The following is a 17,032-nucleotide window of genomic DNA, read 5'->3' as shown; positions in this document are numbered from 1 at the left end:
CCCGGCGGCCGGCCCGGCGGCCTCAGTCCCCGGTCGGCTTGCCGATCTCCCAGAAGCGGAAGACGGTCGAGGCGTCCAGGGTCCGCTGGAGCCCGTCGACGTTCTCCGCCGCGACGGCGTACTGCCTGCCCTGCCAGATCGGGATGACCGGCAGCTCCTCGGCGACGATGTCCTGGAGGTCGGCGAAGTCGGTGACGGTCCGGCTGCGGTCGCTCTCGTCGGCGGTGTCGGGGATCAGCTCCTCGGTGATCCGCGCGGACTCGTAGTTGTTCGCCAGCACGTTGCCCTCGCCGAAGAAGGGCGCCGTGAAGTTGTCCGGGTCGGGGTAGTCGGGCACCCAGCCGCGCACGTAGACCCCGAAGTCGCCGTTCTCGACACCCTCTTCGAACTCGTCGGCCCCGACGCTGCGGACCGTCGCGTCGAACAGGCCGCCCGTGTTGAGCTGGTCGGCGATCTGCTCGAAGGCGGCGACGGTGTCCGGGCCGAAGCGCGTCGGGGTGACCCACAGCGTCACCTCGACCGGCTCGGTGATGCCCTCGGCGCGCAGCGCCTCCTCGGCCCGGCCGGGGTCGGGCCGGTCGCCGTAGCGGTCGAAGAAGGACGTGGTGTGCCCGGTGATCCCGGCCGGGACGATCGAGTACAGCGGCTCGGCGGTCCGCCGGTACACGTCGCGCACGAGCGCGGTCCGGTCGATCAGGTGGGCGATGGCCCGGCGCACCCCGATGTCGCCCACCACCGGGTCGTCCATGTTGAACACCATGTGCTGCACCTCGGCGCCGGTGCCGTCCACCACCTTCAGGCCGCTGTCACCGGTGACCGCCGTGGTCTCCAGCTCGGCGAGGTCCGCCGCGGCGAGCCCCCGGTAGGCGACATCCACCGCGCCGCCCTCCACCGCCTCCCGCAGCGCCTCCTGGTCGCCGTGGAAGAGCCGCAGGGTGACCCCGGAGTTCTTCGTCTCGGCCGGGCCCCGGTAGTCGCCGTTGACGGCGAAGACCGCCTCGTCCCCGGCGAAGCTCTCCAGCGTGTAGGGGCCCGATCCGACCACCTCGCCGTCGGTGCGCAGCGCGTCGGCCGGGTAGACGCGATGGTCGACGATCGATCCGGCGCCGGAGGCGATCTTCTGCGGGAAGGTGGCGTCCGGCTGGGTGAGGTGGAAGGTGACGGTGTGGTCGTCCGGGGTCTCTATCCGGTCGATGGTGGACAGCAGCACCGCGGGCCCCTCGGGGTCGTTGATGCGCAGCGTCCGCTCGAAGGAGAACTTCACGTCCTGGGCGGTGAGTGCGTCGCCGTTGCTGAACGTCAGGTCGTCGCGGAGGGTGCAGGTGAAGCGGCGGCTGACCCGGTCGGTGAAGCCGCACTCCTCGGCCGCCTCCGGCCGTGGCTCGGCGCCGCCGGGCGGGAAGCTCAGCAGCGACTGGAAGACGTTGGTGAAGACCAGCCAGGAGCCGGGGTCGTAGCCCGCGGCCGGGTCCGTGGCCGGCACGTCGTCGGTCGTCCCCACGACGATCGGCGCGCCCTCGCCGGGGTCGTCACCGATCAGACCGCATCCGCCCAGCAGCAGCGCGGCGGCGACGAGCCCCGCGACGGCCGGGAGCGACGTCCCCAGGGCGCGTTTCCTCACGTGTCTTCTTCCTCGCGTTCCGCTCCGGATGGGCCGGAACGAAACCCTAGACCGGCCGTGCCGTCGTTCCCCGGTGAGATAGGTCACGGACGGCGGGGGCGGTGACCACGGAGCGCAGGAACGCCAGGTCGACCCCCTCCAGCGAGCCCACGACCACCCGGCCGGCGGCGGCCGGGATGGGGGCCACCGAGGGCACCGCGATCACCCGGCAGCCCGCCGCCTCGGCCGAGGCGACACCGGTCGCGGTGTCCTCCACGGCCACGCAGCGCTCCGGGTCGGCGCCCAGCCGGGCGGCGGCGACGAGATAGGGGTCGGGGTGCGGCTTGGTGCGGGTGAGCTCGTCGCCGGCCACGGTGAGCGTGAAGTGCTCCGGGCCGAGTGAGAGCAGCATGCGGTCGATGACGGTCCGGTGCGAGGCGGAGACGAGGGCGGTGGGCAGCCCGTGGGCGGCCAGCTCGGTCAGCAGCCGTCGCGCGCCCGGCATCAGCGGCACGCCCCCGTCGAGACGGCGCAGGAACGCGGCGTTCAGCAGGTCGCGCATCTGGTCCAGGCCGATGTCGACGCCGGTCACCTCGATCAGGTAGCCGGCGCTGCGGGTCATGGGCCCGCCGACCACGATCTCGCGGTGCTCGTCCGCCAGCTCGTGCCCGAGCGCGCGGAACACCTCGACCTCGGCGTCCCACCAGAAACCCTCGGTGTCGACCAGCGTGCCGTCCATGTCGAGCAGCACGGCCTGCGGGTCGGGGCCAAGCGGCATCGTGGTGTCGATAGCGGGCAGGGAACTCGTCATCCGCGCGCACCTCCGTAAGGAGCGAGCAGGCCGGCCGCCCCCGTGCGGGGGCGGCCGGCCTGTACCGGACCGATCAGTCTACGTCGGCTGGGGAGAAGTCGCCTCCGCCATGTCACCCGGTCGAGCTAGCGCGCGTTGAAATAGCTGGCTTCGGGATGGTGAAGAATGATCGCGTCCGTGGACTGCTCCGGGTGGAGCTGGAACTCCTCGGAGAGCGTCACGCCGATCCGCTCCGGCTCCAGGAGTGCGGCGATCTTGGCCCGGTCCTCCAGGTCGGGGCAGGCCGGGTAGCCCAGCGAGTACCGGCAGCCCTGGTACTCGGTGCGGAACATCCCGGTCAGCTCGGCCGGGTCCTGGGCGGCGATGCCCAGCTCGCTCCTGACCCGGGCGTGCCAGTACTCGGCCAGCGCCTCGGCGAGCTGGACGGACAGGCCGTGCAGCTCCAGGTAGTCGCGGTAGGCGTCGGCCTCGAACAGCTCCGCCGTCGCCTCGCTGACCCGGGGTCCGACGGTGACGGTCTGGAGGGCGACCACGTCCGTCTCGCCGCTCTCCGCCGGGCGGAAGAAGTCGGCCAGGCACAGGCGCCGGCCGCGCCGCTGACGGGGGAAGGTGAAGCGGGTGCGCTCCTTGCCCTCGTCGTCCAGGATCACCAGGTCGTCGCCCTCGGCACGGCACGGGAAGTACCCGTAGACGACGGCGGCCTGGAGCAGGTTGTCGGTGTGCAGGCGGTCCAGCCAGCCGCGCAGCCGGGGCCGGCCCTCGGTCTCGACCAGCTCGGCGTAGTCGGGGCCGTCGCCGGTCCTGGCGGCCTTCAGGCCCCACTGCCCCTTGAACAGGGCGTCCTCGTCCAGCCAGTCCGCGTAGTCCTTGAGCGGGATGCCCTTGATCACCCGTGTCCCGGTGAAGGGCATGGCCGGCACCGGCACATCGGTGGCCGTGGCGGAACGGACCGGGCCGTCGGTCTCCTCCGGCTCGGGGAGCGCGGCGGTGCGGGAGGTGACGCGGCGCTGCTTCAGCTCGGGGAGCGTCGCACCGGGGACGCCACGCTTGACGGCGATCAGGGCGTCCATCAGCCGCAGGCCCTCGAAGGCGTCGCGGGCATAGCGGACCTCGCCCCGGTAGACCTCGTACAGGTCCTGCTCGACGTAGGCGCGGGTGAGGGCGGCGCCGCCGAGGATGACGGGGAAGTCGGCCGCCATGCCGCGCCGGTTGAGCTCCTCCAGGTTCTCCTTCATGATCACCGTGGACTTCACCAGCAGTCCCGACATGCCGATCACGTCGGCGCGGTGCTCGGACGCGGCGTCGAGGATGGCGGAGACCGGCTGCTTGATGCCGAGGTTGACCACGTTGTAGCCGTTGTTGGTCAGGATGATGTCGACCAGGTTCTTGCCGATGTCGTGGACGTCGCCGCGCACGGTGGCCAGGACGATGGTGCCCTTGCCCTCGTCGTCGGTCTTCTCCATGTGGGGTTCGAGGTAGGCCACGGCGGTCTTCATGACCTCGGCGGACTGGAGCACGAACGGGAGCTGCATCTGTCCCGAGCCGAAGAGCTCGCCGACGACCTTCATGCCGGCCAGCAGGGTGTCGTTGACGATCTCCAGGGCGGGCCGCTGGGCCAGGGCCTCGTCGAGGTCGGCCTCCAGGCCGTTGCGCTCGCCGTCGATGATGCGCCGCTGGAGACGCTCGTCCAGGGGCAGCGCCAGCAGCTCCTCGGTCTTGCCGGCCTTCATGGACTTCGCGTCGACGCCCTCGAACAGCTCCAGGAACCGCTGCAGCGGGTCGTAGCCCTCGCGGCGCCGGTCGTAGACGAGGTCGCGGGCGACCTCGACCTGCTCGGGGTCGATCCGGGCGATCGGCAGGATCTTCGCGGCGTGCACGATCGCGGAGTCCAGGCCGGCCCGGACGCACTCGTCGAGGAAGACGGAGTTCAGGACCAGGCGGGCGGCGGGGTTGAGCCCGAAGGAGATGTTGGACAGGCCGAGCGTGGTCTGCACGTCGGGGTGGCGGCGCTTGAGCTCGCGGATCGCCTCGATGGTGTGGAGACCGTCCTGGCGGGACTCCTCCTGCCCCGTACAGATGGTGAAGGTCAGGCAGTCGATGATGATGTCGGAGATGTGCACGCCCCAGTTGCCGGTGAGGTCGGCGATCAGCCGCTCGGCGATGGCGACCTTGTGCTCGGGGGTGCGGGCCTGGCCCTGCTCGTCGATCGTCAGGGCCATCAGCGCGGCGCCGTGCTCGACGGCGAGCCGGGTGACCCGGGCGAAGCGGGAGTCGGGGCCGTCGCCGTCCTCGTAGTTCACCGAGTTGATGACGGCCCGGCCGCCGAGCTTCTCCAGGCCGGCCTCCAGCACGGCGGGCTCGGTGGAGTCCAGCACGATGGGCAGCGTGGAGGCGGTGGCGAACCGGCCGGCCAGCTCGGTCATGTCCGCGACGCCGTCCCGGCCGACATAGTCGACACACAGGTCGAGCATGTGGGCGCCCTCGCGGATCTGCTCACGGACCAGCTCCACGCAGTCGTCCCAGCGGCCCTGGAGCATCGCCTCGCGGAACTTCTTGGAGCCGTTGGCGTTGGTGCGCTCGCCGATGGCCAGGTAGGAGGTGTCCTGGCGGAAGGGCACGGTCTGGTAGAGCGAGGAGGCGCCGGGCTCGGGCCGTGGGTCGCGTCCGGCGGGGCGCAGGTCCCGCACCCGCTCGACGACCTGCCGCAGGTGCTCGGGAGTGGTGCCGCAGCAGCCGCCGATCAGGGACAGCCCGAACTCGCCGATGAACATCTCGTGGGCGTCGGCCAGCTCACCGGCCGACAGCGGGTAGTGGGCACCGTCCTTGCCGAGCACCGGCAGCCCCGCGTTGGGCATGCAGGACAGCGGCACCCGCGCGTGCCTCGCCAGATACCGCAGGTGTTCGCTCATCTCGGCGGGGCCGGTGGCGCAGTTCAGACCGATCATGTCGATGCCGAGGGGCTCCAGCGCGGTGAGGGCCGCGCCGATCTCGGAGCCGAGCAGCATGGTCCCGGTGGTCTCCACGGTGACCTGGACGACCAGCGGCAGGTCGGCGCCGGCCGCGGTCAGGGCCCGCCGGGCGCCGAGCACGGCGGCCTTGGTCTGGAGCAGGTCCTGGCTGGTCTCCACCAGGAGCGCGTCGGCGCCGCCGGCGATCAGGCCCTCGGCGTTCCGCTGGTAGGCGTCGCGCAGGGGCGCGTAGGAGGCGTGGCCGAGGGTGGGCAGCTTGGTGCCGGGTCCCATCGAGCCGAGGACCCAGCGCTGGCGGCCGTCGGCGGCGGTGAAGCCATCGGCGGTCTCGCGGGCGATCACGGCGCCGGCGTGGGAGAGCTCGAAGACGCGGTGGGCGATGTCGTACTCGCCCAGCGCGGCGAGGTTGGCGCCGAAGGTGTTGGTCTCCACGCAGTCGACGCCGACATCGAAGTAGGCGCGGTGGACGGTGGCGACGATGTCCGGGCGGGTGACGTTGAGCACCTCGTTGCAGCCTTCGAGCTGCTCGAAGTCCTCCAGCGTCGGGTCCTGCGCCTGGAGCATGGTGCCCATCCCGCCGTCGGCGACCACGACGCGCGAGGCGAGGGCGTCACGGAGAGCGGCGGCTCGTTGGGACTGGGGGGCGGACGGGGGGCTGGCAGAGACCATGGAGTGCTCCCGGGAGTGCGACGGCTGTCGGCTATGCGCGTTCCGCGCGAAGCGCACCAGGTCAGACTAACGGCCGGGGGCGGGCGCCGAGGAGACCGTCCGGAACGTAGACACCCGTAGACTCGTTCCCCGCCCCGTGGGGTATCGACATAACCCGCTTGCGTTCGACAATGTCGAACATGGGAAAAGCTGAGACCGGAGACCAGGAGGCTGCCACATGGCTCGGACGATCCAGTCACTCGAGCGCGCCGCGGCGCTGCTGCGGCTGCTGGCCGGTGGCGAGCGGCGGCTGGGCCTGTCCGACATCGCCTCGGCCATCGGGCTGGCCAAGGCCACCACTCACGGCCTGCTGCGCACGCTCCAGCAGGAGGGCTTCGTCGAGCAGGACGCGGCCTCGGGCAAGTACCAGCTGGGGGCGGAGCTGCTGCGGCTGGGCAACAGCTATCTCGACGTGCACGAGCTGCGCGCCCGCGCGCTGGTGTGGGCCGACGATCTGGCCAGGTCGAGCGGGGAGAGCGCCTATCTCGGGGTGCTCCACCAGCAGGGGGTGCTCATCGTGCACCACGTCTTCCGGCCGGACGACAGCCGGCAGGTGCTGGAGGTGGGCGCCATGCAGCCGCTGCACAGCACCGCGCTGGGCAAGGTGCTCGCCGCCTACGACCCGGTGGCGCACAACGAGGTCATGGACGGCGGGTTCCCCGCGATCACCGGGCTGACGGTGACCGACCCGGCCGAGTTCGAGAAGGGGCTCGAAGAGGTCAGAGCCCGGGGCTGGGCGAGCGATCTCGGCGAGACCTGGGACGGGGTCGCCTCCATCGCCGCGCCGATCCTGGACCGCCGCAGGATGCCGGTCGGCGCCGTGGGGATCACCGGCGCGGTGGAGCGCCTGCAGGCGGACGGGACATTCCACCCGCGCCTGGTGGCGGCGGTGCGCGACTGCGCGCGCTCCGTGTCGCGCGATCTGGGCGCCGGGCGCTTCTAGGGCAATCCGGGCATTATAGGCTACCTGTCGCCCACCTCTTGACGGGGGCTGCCCCGAGGAGAAAACTGCCGCTCGACGGTCGGCATTACCGAACAACGGACGAACGCTGGCCGAGCGTAGCCCCTGGACAAGGACAAAGGAGTCACCGGTGTCCAGCTCCGACATCTTCTTCGGTGAGATCCTCGGCACCACCGTGCTGATCCTCCTCGGCGGCGGCGTGGTTGCCGGCGTGGTACTCAAGAGATCCAAGGCGTTCGGCGCCGGCTGGGTGGCGATCACCTTCGGGTGGGGCCTGGCCGTGCTCTCCGGCACATACGTCTCCGTACAACTCTCGGGCGCCCATCTCAACCCCGCCGTCACCCTCGGCATCGCGATCGACTCCGGCGAATGGGGCGACGTTCCCACCTATGTCGCCGGCCAGATGCTCGGCGCCATGCTCGGCGCCATGCTCGTCTGGCTCGCCTACTACGGCCACTTCCAGGCCCATCTCACGGGCCGCGAGATCGTCGGCGGCTCCGAGACCCCCGGCCCCGCCGCGGTCGAGGAGCCCGCACTCCCCGAGGAGCGTCCGGTGGCGAGACCCGGCGAGCCCGGTCCGGTGCTCGGCATCTTCTCGACGGCCCCCGAGATCCGCAACGTCGCGCAGAACCTGACGACGGAGATCATCGGCACGGCCGTGCTGGTGCTGCTGATCCTGGGCATCGGCCTCAACGAGGGGCTGGCGCTGTCCGGCACCGGCGCGCTGATGGTCGCCCTGGTCGTCGTCGGCATCGGGCTGTCCCTCGGCGGTCCGACCGGATACGCCATCAACCCGGCCCGCGACCTCGGGCCGCGCATCGTGCACGCGCTCCTGCCGCTGCCGAACAAGGGCGGCTCCGACTGGGGCTACGCCTGGATCCCGGTCGTCGGACCACTCACCGGCGGCGCCCTCGCGGCCGGCATCCACACCTTGCTGTTCTGACTCCTCAGCCGCCCGCACCCCGATCAGGAGCCGCACCCCATGACCGACGGACACGACGCCGACCTCCGCGCCACCCCGCGCGAGTACGTCGCCGCGATCGACCAGGGCACCACCTCCAGCCGCTGCATCGTCTTCGACCGCGACGGGCGCGTCGTCTCCGTCGACCAGAAGGAGCACGAGCAGATCTTCCCCAAGCCGGGCTGGGTCGAACACAACGCCGCCGAGATCTGGACGAACGTCCAGGAAGTCGTCGCCGGCGCCCTGGAGAAGGCGGGGATCACCAAGGAGCAGGTCAAGGCGATCGGCATCACCAACCAGCGGGAGACCACCCTGCTGTGGGACCGGACGACCGGCGAGCCGGTGCACAACGCCATCGTCTGGCAGGACACCCGCACCGACGCCCTCTGCCGGGAGCTGGGCCGCAACGTCGGCCAGGACCGCTTCCGCCGCGAGACCGGCCTGCCGCTCTCCTCGTACTTCGCCGGCCCGAAGATCCGCTGGCTCCTCGACAACGTCGAGGGCCTGCGTGAGCGCGCCGAGCGCGGCGACATCCTCTTCGGCACGATGGACTCCTGGGTCATCTGGAACCTCACCGGCGGGGCCGACGGCGGCGTCCACGTCACCGACGTCACCAACGCCTCCCGGACCCTGCTGATGAGCCTGCGCGGCATGACGTGGGACGAGCGCATCTGTGCCTCGATCGGCGTCCCGCCCCAGGTGCTGCCGGAGATCCGCTCCTCCGCCGAGGTCTACGGCAAGGCCAAGGGCGGCGCGCTGGACGGCGTCCCGGTCGCCTCCGCCCTCGGCGACCAGCAGGCCGCGCTTTTCGGCCAGACCTGCTTCGACGTCGGCGAGGCCAAGTCGACCTACGGCACCGGCACCTTCCTGCTGATGAACACCGGCACCGAGGCCATCAACTCCTACGCCGGCCTGATCACCACCGTCGGCTACCGGATCGGCGACCAGGAGCCGGTCTACGCGCTGGAGGGCTCCATCGCCGTCACCGGCGCCCTGGTGCAGTGGATGCGCGATCAGATGGGCCTGATCAACAGCGCGGCCGAGATCGAGACGCTGGCGTCCTCCGTCGAGGACAACGGCGGCGCGTACGTCGTCCCCGCCTTCTCCGGGCTGTTCGCGCCCTACTGGCGCGCCGACGCCCGCGGCGTCATCGCCGGTCTCACGCGGTACGTCACCAAGGCGCACATCGCCCGCGCCGTGCTGGAGGCCACCGCCTGGCAGACCCGCGAGATCGTCGACGCCATGAAGAAGGACTCCGGCGTCGAGCTCACCGCGCTGAAGGTCGACGGCGGCATGACCTCCAACAACCTGCTGATGCAGAACATCGCGGACTTCCTCGACGCCCCGGTGGTCCGCCCGATGGTCTCCGAGACCACCTGTCTGGGCGCCGCCTACGCCGCCGGCCTGGCGGTGGGTTTCTGGTCGAGCACCGACGAACTGCGCGCCAACTGGCGCCGGGCCGCGGAGTGGACCCCGCGGATGGACCCGACCGAGCGTGACCGCGAGTACCAGTTCTGGCTCAAGGCCGTTCAGCGGACCATGGGCTGGCTCGCCGAGTCCGACTGACAGGACACAACGACAGAACTGACCGACACGGAAAGCTGACCGACATGAACACGCTGCACCCGACCGCCGCCCCCGGCGCCCCCGGCGCCCCCGGCCAGGCAGACCGGCGGGCCGAAACCAGAGGGCGGCTCGCCGCCGCCACCTACGATCTGCTGGTCATCGGCGGCGGCATCCTGGGCACCTCGGTCGCCTGGCACGCCGCCCAGTCGGGGCTGCGGGTGGCGATGGTGGACGCGGGCGACTTCGCCGGCGCCACCTCGTCCGCCTCCTCCAAGCTCGTCCACGGCGGACTGCGGTACCTCCAGACCGGCGCGGTCAGGCTGGTCGCCGAGAACCACCACGAGCGTCGCGTGCTGGCCCGGGACGTGGCCCCGCACCTCGTCAACCCGCTCACCTTCTACCTGCCCGTCTACAAGGGCGGCCCGCACGGCGCCGTGAAGCTCGGCGCCGGCGTCTTCGCCTACTCCGCGCTGTCCGCCTTCGGCGACGGCGTCGGCCGCCTCATCTCCCCGGCCAAGGCCGCCGCCGCCAACCCGGCGCTGCGCACCGACAACCTCAAGGCCGTCGCCGTCTACGGCGACCACCAGATGAACGACGCCCGGGTCGCCGTGATGACCGTCCGGGCCGCCGCCCAGTCCGGAGCCGTCGTCCTCAACCACGCCGAGGTGACCGGCCTGCGCTTCACCGGCGGGCGCGTGACCGGCGCGGACCTCAAGGACCGGATCGACGGCACCGAGTTCGGCGTGGACGCCCGCCTCGTCCTCAACGCCACCGGCCCGTGGGTCGACCACCTGCGCCGCATGGAGAACCCGGACGCCATGCCCAGCGTCCGGCTCTCCAAGGGCGCCCACCTGGTGCTGCGCCGCAGCCAGCCGTGGGGCGCCGCGATGGCCACGCCGGTCGACAAGTACCGCATCACCTTCGCCCTCCCCTGGGAGGACATGCTGCTGCTCGGCACCACCGACGAGCGCTACGAGGGCGACCCGGCCGACGTGCGCGCCACCGAGGCCGACATCGACCAGATCCTGGCGGAGGCCGCGTTCTCCGTCCGCGACGAGGCGCTGGACCGCTCCCTGATGACGTACGCCTTCGCCGGTCTGCGCGTACTGCCCGGCGGACCGGGCGGCGTCGAGTCCGCCAAGCGCGAAACGGTCGTCACCGAGGGCCGCGGCGGCATGCTGTCGGTGGCCGGCGGCAAGTGGACCACCTACCGGCACATCGGCCGCACGGTGCTGGCCGCGCTGGCCAAGCTGCCGGGCGTGTCGCTGGGCCGGGACATGGAGCCGGTCTCCGACCTGGTCCGCCACGCGCCGCTGCCCGGCGTCGCCAACCCCAACGCGGTCGCGCACCGCCTGCTCATCGACCGCGAGCCGGGCGTCGCCATCGACCCGGCGACGGCCCGTCACCTGGCCACCCACTACGGCTCGCTGGCCTTCGACATCGCCGACCTCGTCCACCAGGACCCGTCCCTCGGCGAGCGCGTCCACCCCGACGGCCCCGAGATCTGGGCGCAGGTCGTCTACGCGCGCGATCACGAGTGGGCGGAGACCGCCGACGACGTGCTGCGCCGCCGCACGACGCTGACGATCCGCGGTCTGGACGGCGAGGGCGTCCGCGCCCGCGTCGACGAGGTGCTCGGCCGGAAATCCTGACCGTCGCCCCCGTCCGCGGGGTGATCCGGGTGGACCGGCCGTGAGCGGCCGGTCACCCCTGATCACCCTGCGCATGCGTACGAGGGCTGCGGGGTGGGCACGGTGACGCCGTAGGCTGGGGGCCGCACGGAACACTTACGGCAGCCGGGCCGGGAGCACCCGCTCCGACCCGGCCGGGAGGAGGCGCTGGGTGATCGAGCTCGATGGAGTTCCCGAGCTGGTCGACCCGGTCATGGTGGCCGCGTTCGAGGGCTGGAACGATGCTGGTGACGCCGCCTCCACCGCGGTCGCTCATCTGGAGCGGGAGTGGAAGGGCGAGGTGTTCGCGGCCCTGGACGCCGAGGACTACTACGACTTCCAGGTCAACCGGCCGCACATCTGGCTGGACGGCGGCGTGCGCCGCATCACCTGGCCGACGACCCGGCTGTCGGTGGTGCGGATCGGCTCCGAGAACGGTCCCGTCAAGCGGCGCGACCTCGTGCTGGTGCGCGGCATCGAGCCGAGCATGCGCTGGCGCTCGTTCTGCAACGAGATCCTTGGCTTCGCCCACGAGTTGGGCGTGGAGATGGTGGTGGTGCTCGGCGCGCTGCTGGGCGACACCCCGCACACCCGGCCGGTGCCCGTCACCAGCGTGACGTCCGACGAGGATCTGGCGCGCACGCTGGATCTGGAGGAGTCGCGGTACGAGGGCCCCACCGGCATCGTCGGCATCCTCCAGGAGGCGTGCACGCACGCCGGAGTGCCGGCCGTCACGCTGTGGGCGGCCGTTCCGCACTACGTGGCCCAGCCTCCCAACCCCAAGGCGTCGCTGGCGCTGCTGCACTCCCTGGAGGACCTGCTCGACGTCAACATCCCGCTGGGCGACCTCCCCGAGGACGCCCGCGCCTGGCAGATCGGCGTCGACCAACTGGCCGCCGAGGACAGCGAGGTGGCGGAGTATGTGAAGTCGCTTGAGGAGGCCAGGGACACGGCCGACCTGCCGGAGGCGTCCGGCGAGGCCATCGCCAAGGAGTTCGAGCGCTATCTGCGCCGCCGCGACGGCCAGCCCCCGGCCGGCGATCCGGGGTCGTATCTGCGCGACCCGGGCAGCGGCCGGACCCGCCCCCGGCGCCGGCCGCCCGAGGGCGGCGAGGGCCAGGGACCGCCGGAGCCGGGGCCGCCGTCCGCCGAGTCCGACGACTGACCGCTCCCGGCCCGCCGCGCCCGCCCGGCTCTCCCGCGGCCCCCGCGGTCCGCGCGGTCCGCGCCTAGAGCGCGACGCCCAGCAGGGCGTCCACCGCCCGGGAGACCACCCCGGTGGCACCCGTGTCCTCGCCCCCCGCGCCGTGCTGGACGTCCGCCCAGCGGTCCACGGCGGCCAGCGCGGCCGGGGCGTCGAGATCGTCCGCCAGCGCCGCGCGGATCTCCTCGATCACCGTCTCGGCCGGCGGCCCGTCGGGCCGGGAGACCGCGGCCCGCCAGTGCGCCAGCCGCCGGACGGCGGCGTCCAGATCCGTATCCGTCCACTCCCAGTCCGAGCGGTAGTGGTGGGCCAGCAGCGCCAGCCGGATGGCGGCCGGGTCGACGCCGTCCCGGCGCAGCCGGGAGACGAACACCAGGTTCCCCTTGGACTTGGACATCTTCTCGCCCTCGTAGGCCACCATCCCGGCGTGCACGTAGGTGGCGGCGTAGGGGTGGTCGCCGGTGAGGACCTGGGCGTGCGAGGCGCCCATCTCGTGGTGCGGGAAGACGAGATCGGAGCCGCCGCCCTGCATGTCGAAGCCCATGCCGAGCCGGTCGAGGGCGATCGCGACGCACTCGATGTGCCAGCCGGGGCGCCCCGGGCCGAGCGAGGCGCCCTCCCACGAGGGCTCGCCGGGGCGGGCCGCCCGCCACAGCAGCGGGTCCACGGGGTTCTTCTTGCCGGGCCGCTCCGGGTCGCCGCCGCGCTCGGCCGACAGCGCCCGCATCGCGGCGGCGTCCAGCCGGGAGACCTCGCCGAAGTGCCGGTCGGAGTCGACCGAGAAGTAGACGTCGCCGTCGACGTCGTAGGCGGCGCCCATGGTCCGCAGCCGCTCGATGAGGGGGACGATGTCCGGTATCGCCTCCACGGCCCCGATGTAGTCGCGCGGCGGCAGGATGCGCAGGGCCGTCATGTCCTCGCGGAACAGGGCCGTCTCGCGCTCGGCCAGCGCCGTCCACTCCACGCCGGTGGCGGCGGCGCGCTCCAGCAGCGGGTCGTCCACATCGGTGACGTTCTGGACATAGTGCACCTGCCGCCCCGCGTCGAGCCAGACCCGCTGGACGAGGTCGAACGCGATGTAGGTCGCCGCGTGCCCCAGATGGGTCGCGTCGTAGGGGGTGATCCCGCAGACGTAGAGCCGGGCGACGGAACCGGGGCTGAGGGTCACCCGACCGTCCGTGGAGGTGTCGTGAACCGCGAGGTCACGGCCCTGACCGGGCAGGGCGGGGACCTTGGGTGCTGGCCAGGCATACATGCCCCGAGCCTATCCGCCCCTCCCGCGCCTGGACGACCGCACCCCGGCGCGGCCCGTCCTAGACCAGGGGCCAGGGGATGGCGGGCCACTCGCCGGTGGGCCGCGGATAGTGGCCGTCGCTCAGCAGATCCGCCGTCCGGTCACGCAGCGCCTCGCACTCGGCCGCGGTGATGAGCTCGCGCAGCCGGGCCATCAGCGGCCCGGCGTCGGCGAGTTGGTCCTGAAGCAGGCTCAGGGCCGCGCGTACGGCGGTCGGCAGCGGCTCGCCGGCCCACCCCCACAGCAGCGTCCGGAGCTTGTTCTCGATGTGGAACGTGACACCGTGGTCGATGCCGAACAGCCGGCCGTCCGCGAGCGGCAGCAGATGGCCGCCCTTGCGGTCGCCGTTGTTGATGACCGCGTCCAGGGCGGCGATCCGGCGCAGCCGTTCGTCGTCGGCGTGCACCAGCAGCGCGGTCCGGCCGCCGCCGACGTCCGCGAACCCGACGGCCTTCCAGCCGGGCTCCGGCGCGTCCGCGTCGACCAGCGCGAGGAGCCCGTCCGGGCCCCGCTCGGGGGCGTCCGGGTCACCTGGATCGTCCGGCGTCGGGCCCACCCAGAGCTGGCACATGCCCTCGCCGTGCGGCCCGTCGCGCAGCACCGTGGGCGGCACGAGGTCCCAGCCCAGCGCGCGGGACACCTCGTAGGCGGCGACCTCCCGCTGGGCGAGGGTCCCCTCGGGGAAGTCCCACAGCGGGCGCTCCCCCGCGATCGGCTTGTAGACGCACGGCAGGTGGTGCCCGTCGAGGCCGGCGGTGGCGTAGAGAACGGCGTTGGAGGCTTCCGCGATGCGCCCGTGCACGGTCAACTCGCCACGGGCCAGCACCGCCTCCGCCGTCACACCCGGCTTCTGCGGTATCCGTTCTGGCGCGGACATACGTGTCCTTCCGGGTCGAGCGGCAGGCTGCACAACGGGCAGGGCGGCCGTCCCGCGTTGACGACTTCGAGGGCGCGCTGGGCGAAGGCGCGGGCCATGGTCCCGGTGAGCCGGACGCGCAGCATGGGCGGGCCGTTCTCGTCGTCCCGCAGCAGCCGCTCCTCCGCCTCGGCGAACGCCTCCTCGGACTCGGCCTCCAGCTCGACCAGCGCCTGGGCCTCCACGATCATGCGCTCGTTCTCGCTGTCCCAGGCCAGGGCCATGGTGCCGACGCGGAACTCCTCCTCGACCGGCGTCTGGAGCGGGCCGGTGTCGGACAGCTCGGAGGAGGCGACGGCCGGGACCGTCGTATTGCCGCCGGAGCGCCGCACCACCTCATCCAGAAGCTCGTCGATGCGCTCGGCGAGCGCCTCCACCTGGGCCTTCTCCAGGGCCACGCTGGTGGTTCGGCCCGCCGCCGTTGCCTGGAGGAAGAAGGTACGGCGGCCAGGCAATCCGACGGTCCCGGCGACAAAGCGTTCGGGAGGGTCGTAGAGGAACACCTGACGGGACACGCACTGCTCCGTGGGGTCGACTTCTTGCTGCTTAAGACACTGGCACCCTACTGCGCTTCGCGATCAACGTGCCTAGGCACCGCCGCCCACCGGCGCCTCGGTGGCCTCGGCGGCGTCCCGGGCCGCCTCGTCGGTGTGCGGGACGAACTCGGCGAGGTCGCCGGTGTCACCGAAGCGCAGCAGCAGCGGCGGCTCCCCGTAGCGGATGGCCGTCACGGAGGCCGGGTGCGGCACGATGCGCTGGAACATGTCGAGGTGGAGCCCGAGGGCGTCGGCCACCACGGCCTTGATGTTGTCACCGTGCGTGCACATCAGCCAGATCGCGTCCGCGCCGTGCTCCGCCTCGATCCTGGCGTCCCAGTCGCGGGCCGCGGCCACCACGCGGGCGTGCATGGAGCGCAGCGACTCGCCGCCGGGGAAGACGACGGCGGACGGCTGGCGCCGGACGGTCGTCATCAGGGGATCCCCGGCGAGGTCCTTGAGCTTGCGGTTGGTCCACTCCCCGTAGTCGCACTCGACGATCCGCTCCTCGGCGCGCACCGGCAGCTCCGGGCGGGCCTCGCGCAGCGGCGCCAGGGTCTCGGCGCACCGCTGGAGCGGGCTGTGCACGGCGGCGGCCAGCGGGATGCCGGCCAGCCGGGCCGGAAGCGCGGCGGCCTGCGCGGCACCGTGCTCGTCGAGGCCGATGCCGGGGGTGCGACCGGCCAGCACCCCCGAGGAGTTGGCGGTGGTGCGGCCGTGACGGAGAAGCAGCAGGGTGGGCATGACGCCAGCCTAGGGGAGGCGCGGACGGACCGGCCGGTCAGGCCAGACCGGCGCGTTCCAGGGCCTCGACACCGGCCCGCAGCGAGGCGACCCGCTCCTCCAGGGTGAAACCGGCGGGGGCGAGGGAGAGAGTGGTGACGCCGGCCTCGGCGTAGACCCGCATCCGGTCCGCGAGGCGCTCCACGGGCCCGATGAGGGTGGTGGAGTCGATCAGCCGGTGCGGAACGGCCGCGGCGGCGCCCTGCTTGTCGCCGGACAGGTACCGCTCCTGGATCTCGGCGGCCTCCTTTTCGTACCCCATGCGCCGGGCGAGCCGGTTGTAGAAGTTCTGCTCACGGCTGCCCATGCCGCCGACGTAGAGCGCGGTGTACGGGCGGAAGTGGTCGGCGAGCGCCTCCACGTCGTCGCCGAGGGCCATCGGCACGGTCGGCACGACGTCGAAGCCGTCCAGCGTCTTCCCCGCCGTGGCCCGGCCGGCGCGGAGCGCGCCCAGCGTGGTCTCCTCGGCGTGCTCGGGGGCGAAGAAGATCAGCAGGGCGCCGTCCGCGATCTCGCCGGTCAGAGCCAGGTTCTTCGGGCCGATGGCGGCGATGTAGAGCGGGACGCGCTCGCGGACCGGGTGCACCGTGAGCTTGATGGGCTTGCCGGGACCGCCGGGCAGCGGCAGCGTCCAGTGCTCGCCCTCGTGGGTGAGGCGTTCGCGGGCCATCGCCTTGCGGACGATCTCGACGTACTCGCGGGTGCGGGCCAGCGGCCGGTCGAACCTGACGCCGTACCAGCCCTCGGAGACCTGCGGCCCGGAGACCCCGAGGCCGAGGCGGAAGCGCCCGCCGGAGAGGGAGTCGAGGGTGGCGGCCGTCATCGCGGTCATGGCCGGGGTGCGGGCCGGGATCTGGAAAATGCCGGAGCCGATGTCGATGCGCTCGGTCTGGGCGGCGACCCAGGCCAGGACGCTCGCGCCGTCCGAGCCGTACGCCTCGGCCGCCCAGCAGACGGCGTAGCCGAGCCGGTCGGCCTCCTGGGCGACCGCGAGATTGTCCGCGTCCATCCCGGCACCCCAGTAGCCGAGATTGATTCCAAGGCGCATCGTCG

The 17,032-nt window shown here is 72.4% G+C and carries 13 protein-coding genes; 5 read left to right on the top strand and 8 right to left on the bottom strand.

What is annotated here, in order from left to right; all coding sequences use genetic code 11:
- Positions 1–22 precede the first annotated feature (22 nt).
- The 3 genes from OIE51_RS24360 to metH form a co-directional block, all read right to left on the bottom strand.
- Positions 23–1,621: an ABC transporter substrate-binding protein gene (locus tag OIE51_RS24360; RefSeq protein ID WP_326599961.1), complete on the bottom strand. Its 1,599-nt coding sequence runs from the start codon at positions 1,619–1,621 to the stop codon at positions 23–25.
- Between the two features lie 46 nt (positions 1,622–1,667).
- Entirely contained in the window at positions 1,668–2,411 is a 744-nt protein-coding gene (locus OIE51_RS24355; protein WP_326599959.1) for an HAD family hydrolase, read from the bottom strand.
- A 125-nt stretch (positions 2,412–2,536) separates the two neighbouring features.
- Positions 2,537–6,049 carry a methionine synthase gene (metH, locus tag OIE51_RS24350; RefSeq protein WP_326599957.1) on the bottom strand — a complete coding sequence of 1,171 codons (3,513 nt, stop codon included), beginning with the start codon at positions 6,047–6,049 and terminating at the stop codon, positions 2,537–2,539.
- Between the two features lie 217 nt (positions 6,050–6,266).
- Here metH and OIE51_RS24345 point away from each other — a divergent pair, with 217 nt between their 5' ends.
- The 5 genes from OIE51_RS24345 (at position 6,267) to OIE51_RS24325 (ending at position 12,411) form a co-directional block, all read left to right on the top strand.
- Entirely contained in the window at positions 6,267–7,031 is a 765-nt protein-coding gene (locus tag OIE51_RS24345) for an IclR family transcriptional regulator (protein WP_326599955.1), read from the top strand.
- Positions 7,032–7,179: 148 nt separating this feature from the next.
- Positions 7,180–7,992, top strand: coding sequence for an MIP/aquaporin family protein (locus OIE51_RS24340; RefSeq protein ID WP_326599953.1), 813 nt, complete (start codon positions 7,180–7,182; stop codon positions 7,990–7,992).
- 39 nt (positions 7,993–8,031) lie between these two features.
- Positions 8,032–9,576, top strand: a complete 1,545-nt coding sequence (gene glpK, locus OIE51_RS24335; RefSeq protein ID WP_326599951.1) for a glycerol kinase GlpK — start codon at positions 8,032–8,034, stop codon at positions 9,574–9,576.
- Positions 9,577–9,620: 44 nt separating this feature from the next.
- Positions 9,621–11,228, top strand: a complete 1,608-nt coding sequence (locus OIE51_RS24330; RefSeq protein WP_326599949.1) for a glycerol-3-phosphate dehydrogenase/oxidase — start codon at positions 9,621–9,623, stop codon at positions 11,226–11,228.
- 190 nt (positions 11,229–11,418) lie between these two features.
- Positions 11,419–12,411 carry a PAC2 family protein gene (locus tag OIE51_RS24325; RefSeq protein ID WP_326599947.1) on the top strand — a complete coding sequence of 331 codons (993 nt, stop codon included), beginning with the start codon at positions 11,419–11,421 and terminating at the stop codon, positions 12,409–12,411.
- A 64-nt stretch (positions 12,412–12,475) separates the two neighbouring features.
- On the opposite strand, the gene mshC is transcribed toward OIE51_RS24325, so the two are convergent.
- The 5 genes from mshC to OIE51_RS24300 form a co-directional block, all read right to left on the bottom strand.
- Entirely contained in the window at positions 12,476–13,705 is a 1,230-nt protein-coding gene (gene mshC, locus OIE51_RS24320) for a cysteine--1-D-myo-inosityl 2-amino-2-deoxy-alpha-D-glucopyranoside ligase (RefSeq protein ID WP_326599945.1), read from the bottom strand.
- Between the two features lie 58 nt (positions 13,706–13,763).
- Complete coding sequence (locus OIE51_RS24315) at positions 13,764–14,621, bottom strand: SCO1664 family protein (protein ID WP_326599943.1); 858 nt, start codon at positions 14,619–14,621, stop codon at positions 13,764–13,766.
- On the bottom strand, positions 14,582–15,175 hold the full coding sequence (locus tag OIE51_RS24310) for a DUF3090 domain-containing protein (protein ID WP_326599942.1): 594 nt from the start codon (positions 15,173–15,175) through the stop codon (positions 14,582–14,584). The genes OIE51_RS24315 and OIE51_RS24310 overlap by 40 nt, the downstream gene beginning before the upstream one ends.
- 72 nt (positions 15,176–15,247) lie before the next feature.
- On the bottom strand, positions 15,248–15,940 hold the full coding sequence (locus OIE51_RS24305; RefSeq protein ID WP_326599940.1) for an MSMEG_4193 family putative phosphomutase: 693 nt from the start codon (positions 15,938–15,940) through the stop codon (positions 15,248–15,250).
- A 37-nt stretch (positions 15,941–15,977) separates the two neighbouring features.
- Positions 15,978–17,027 (bottom strand): LLM class F420-dependent oxidoreductase, encoded by a 1,050-nt coding sequence (locus tag OIE51_RS24300; RefSeq protein WP_326599938.1) that lies wholly within the window; start codon positions 17,025–17,027, stop codon positions 15,978–15,980.
- Positions 17,028–17,032: the final 5 nt, after the last annotated feature.

This window comes from Streptomyces sp. NBC_01803, assembly GCF_035917415.1.
Taxonomy (GTDB): Bacteria; Actinomycetota; Actinomycetes; order Streptomycetales; family Streptomycetaceae; genus Streptomyces.
This window is presented reverse-complemented; position numbering and strand designations above follow the sequence as displayed.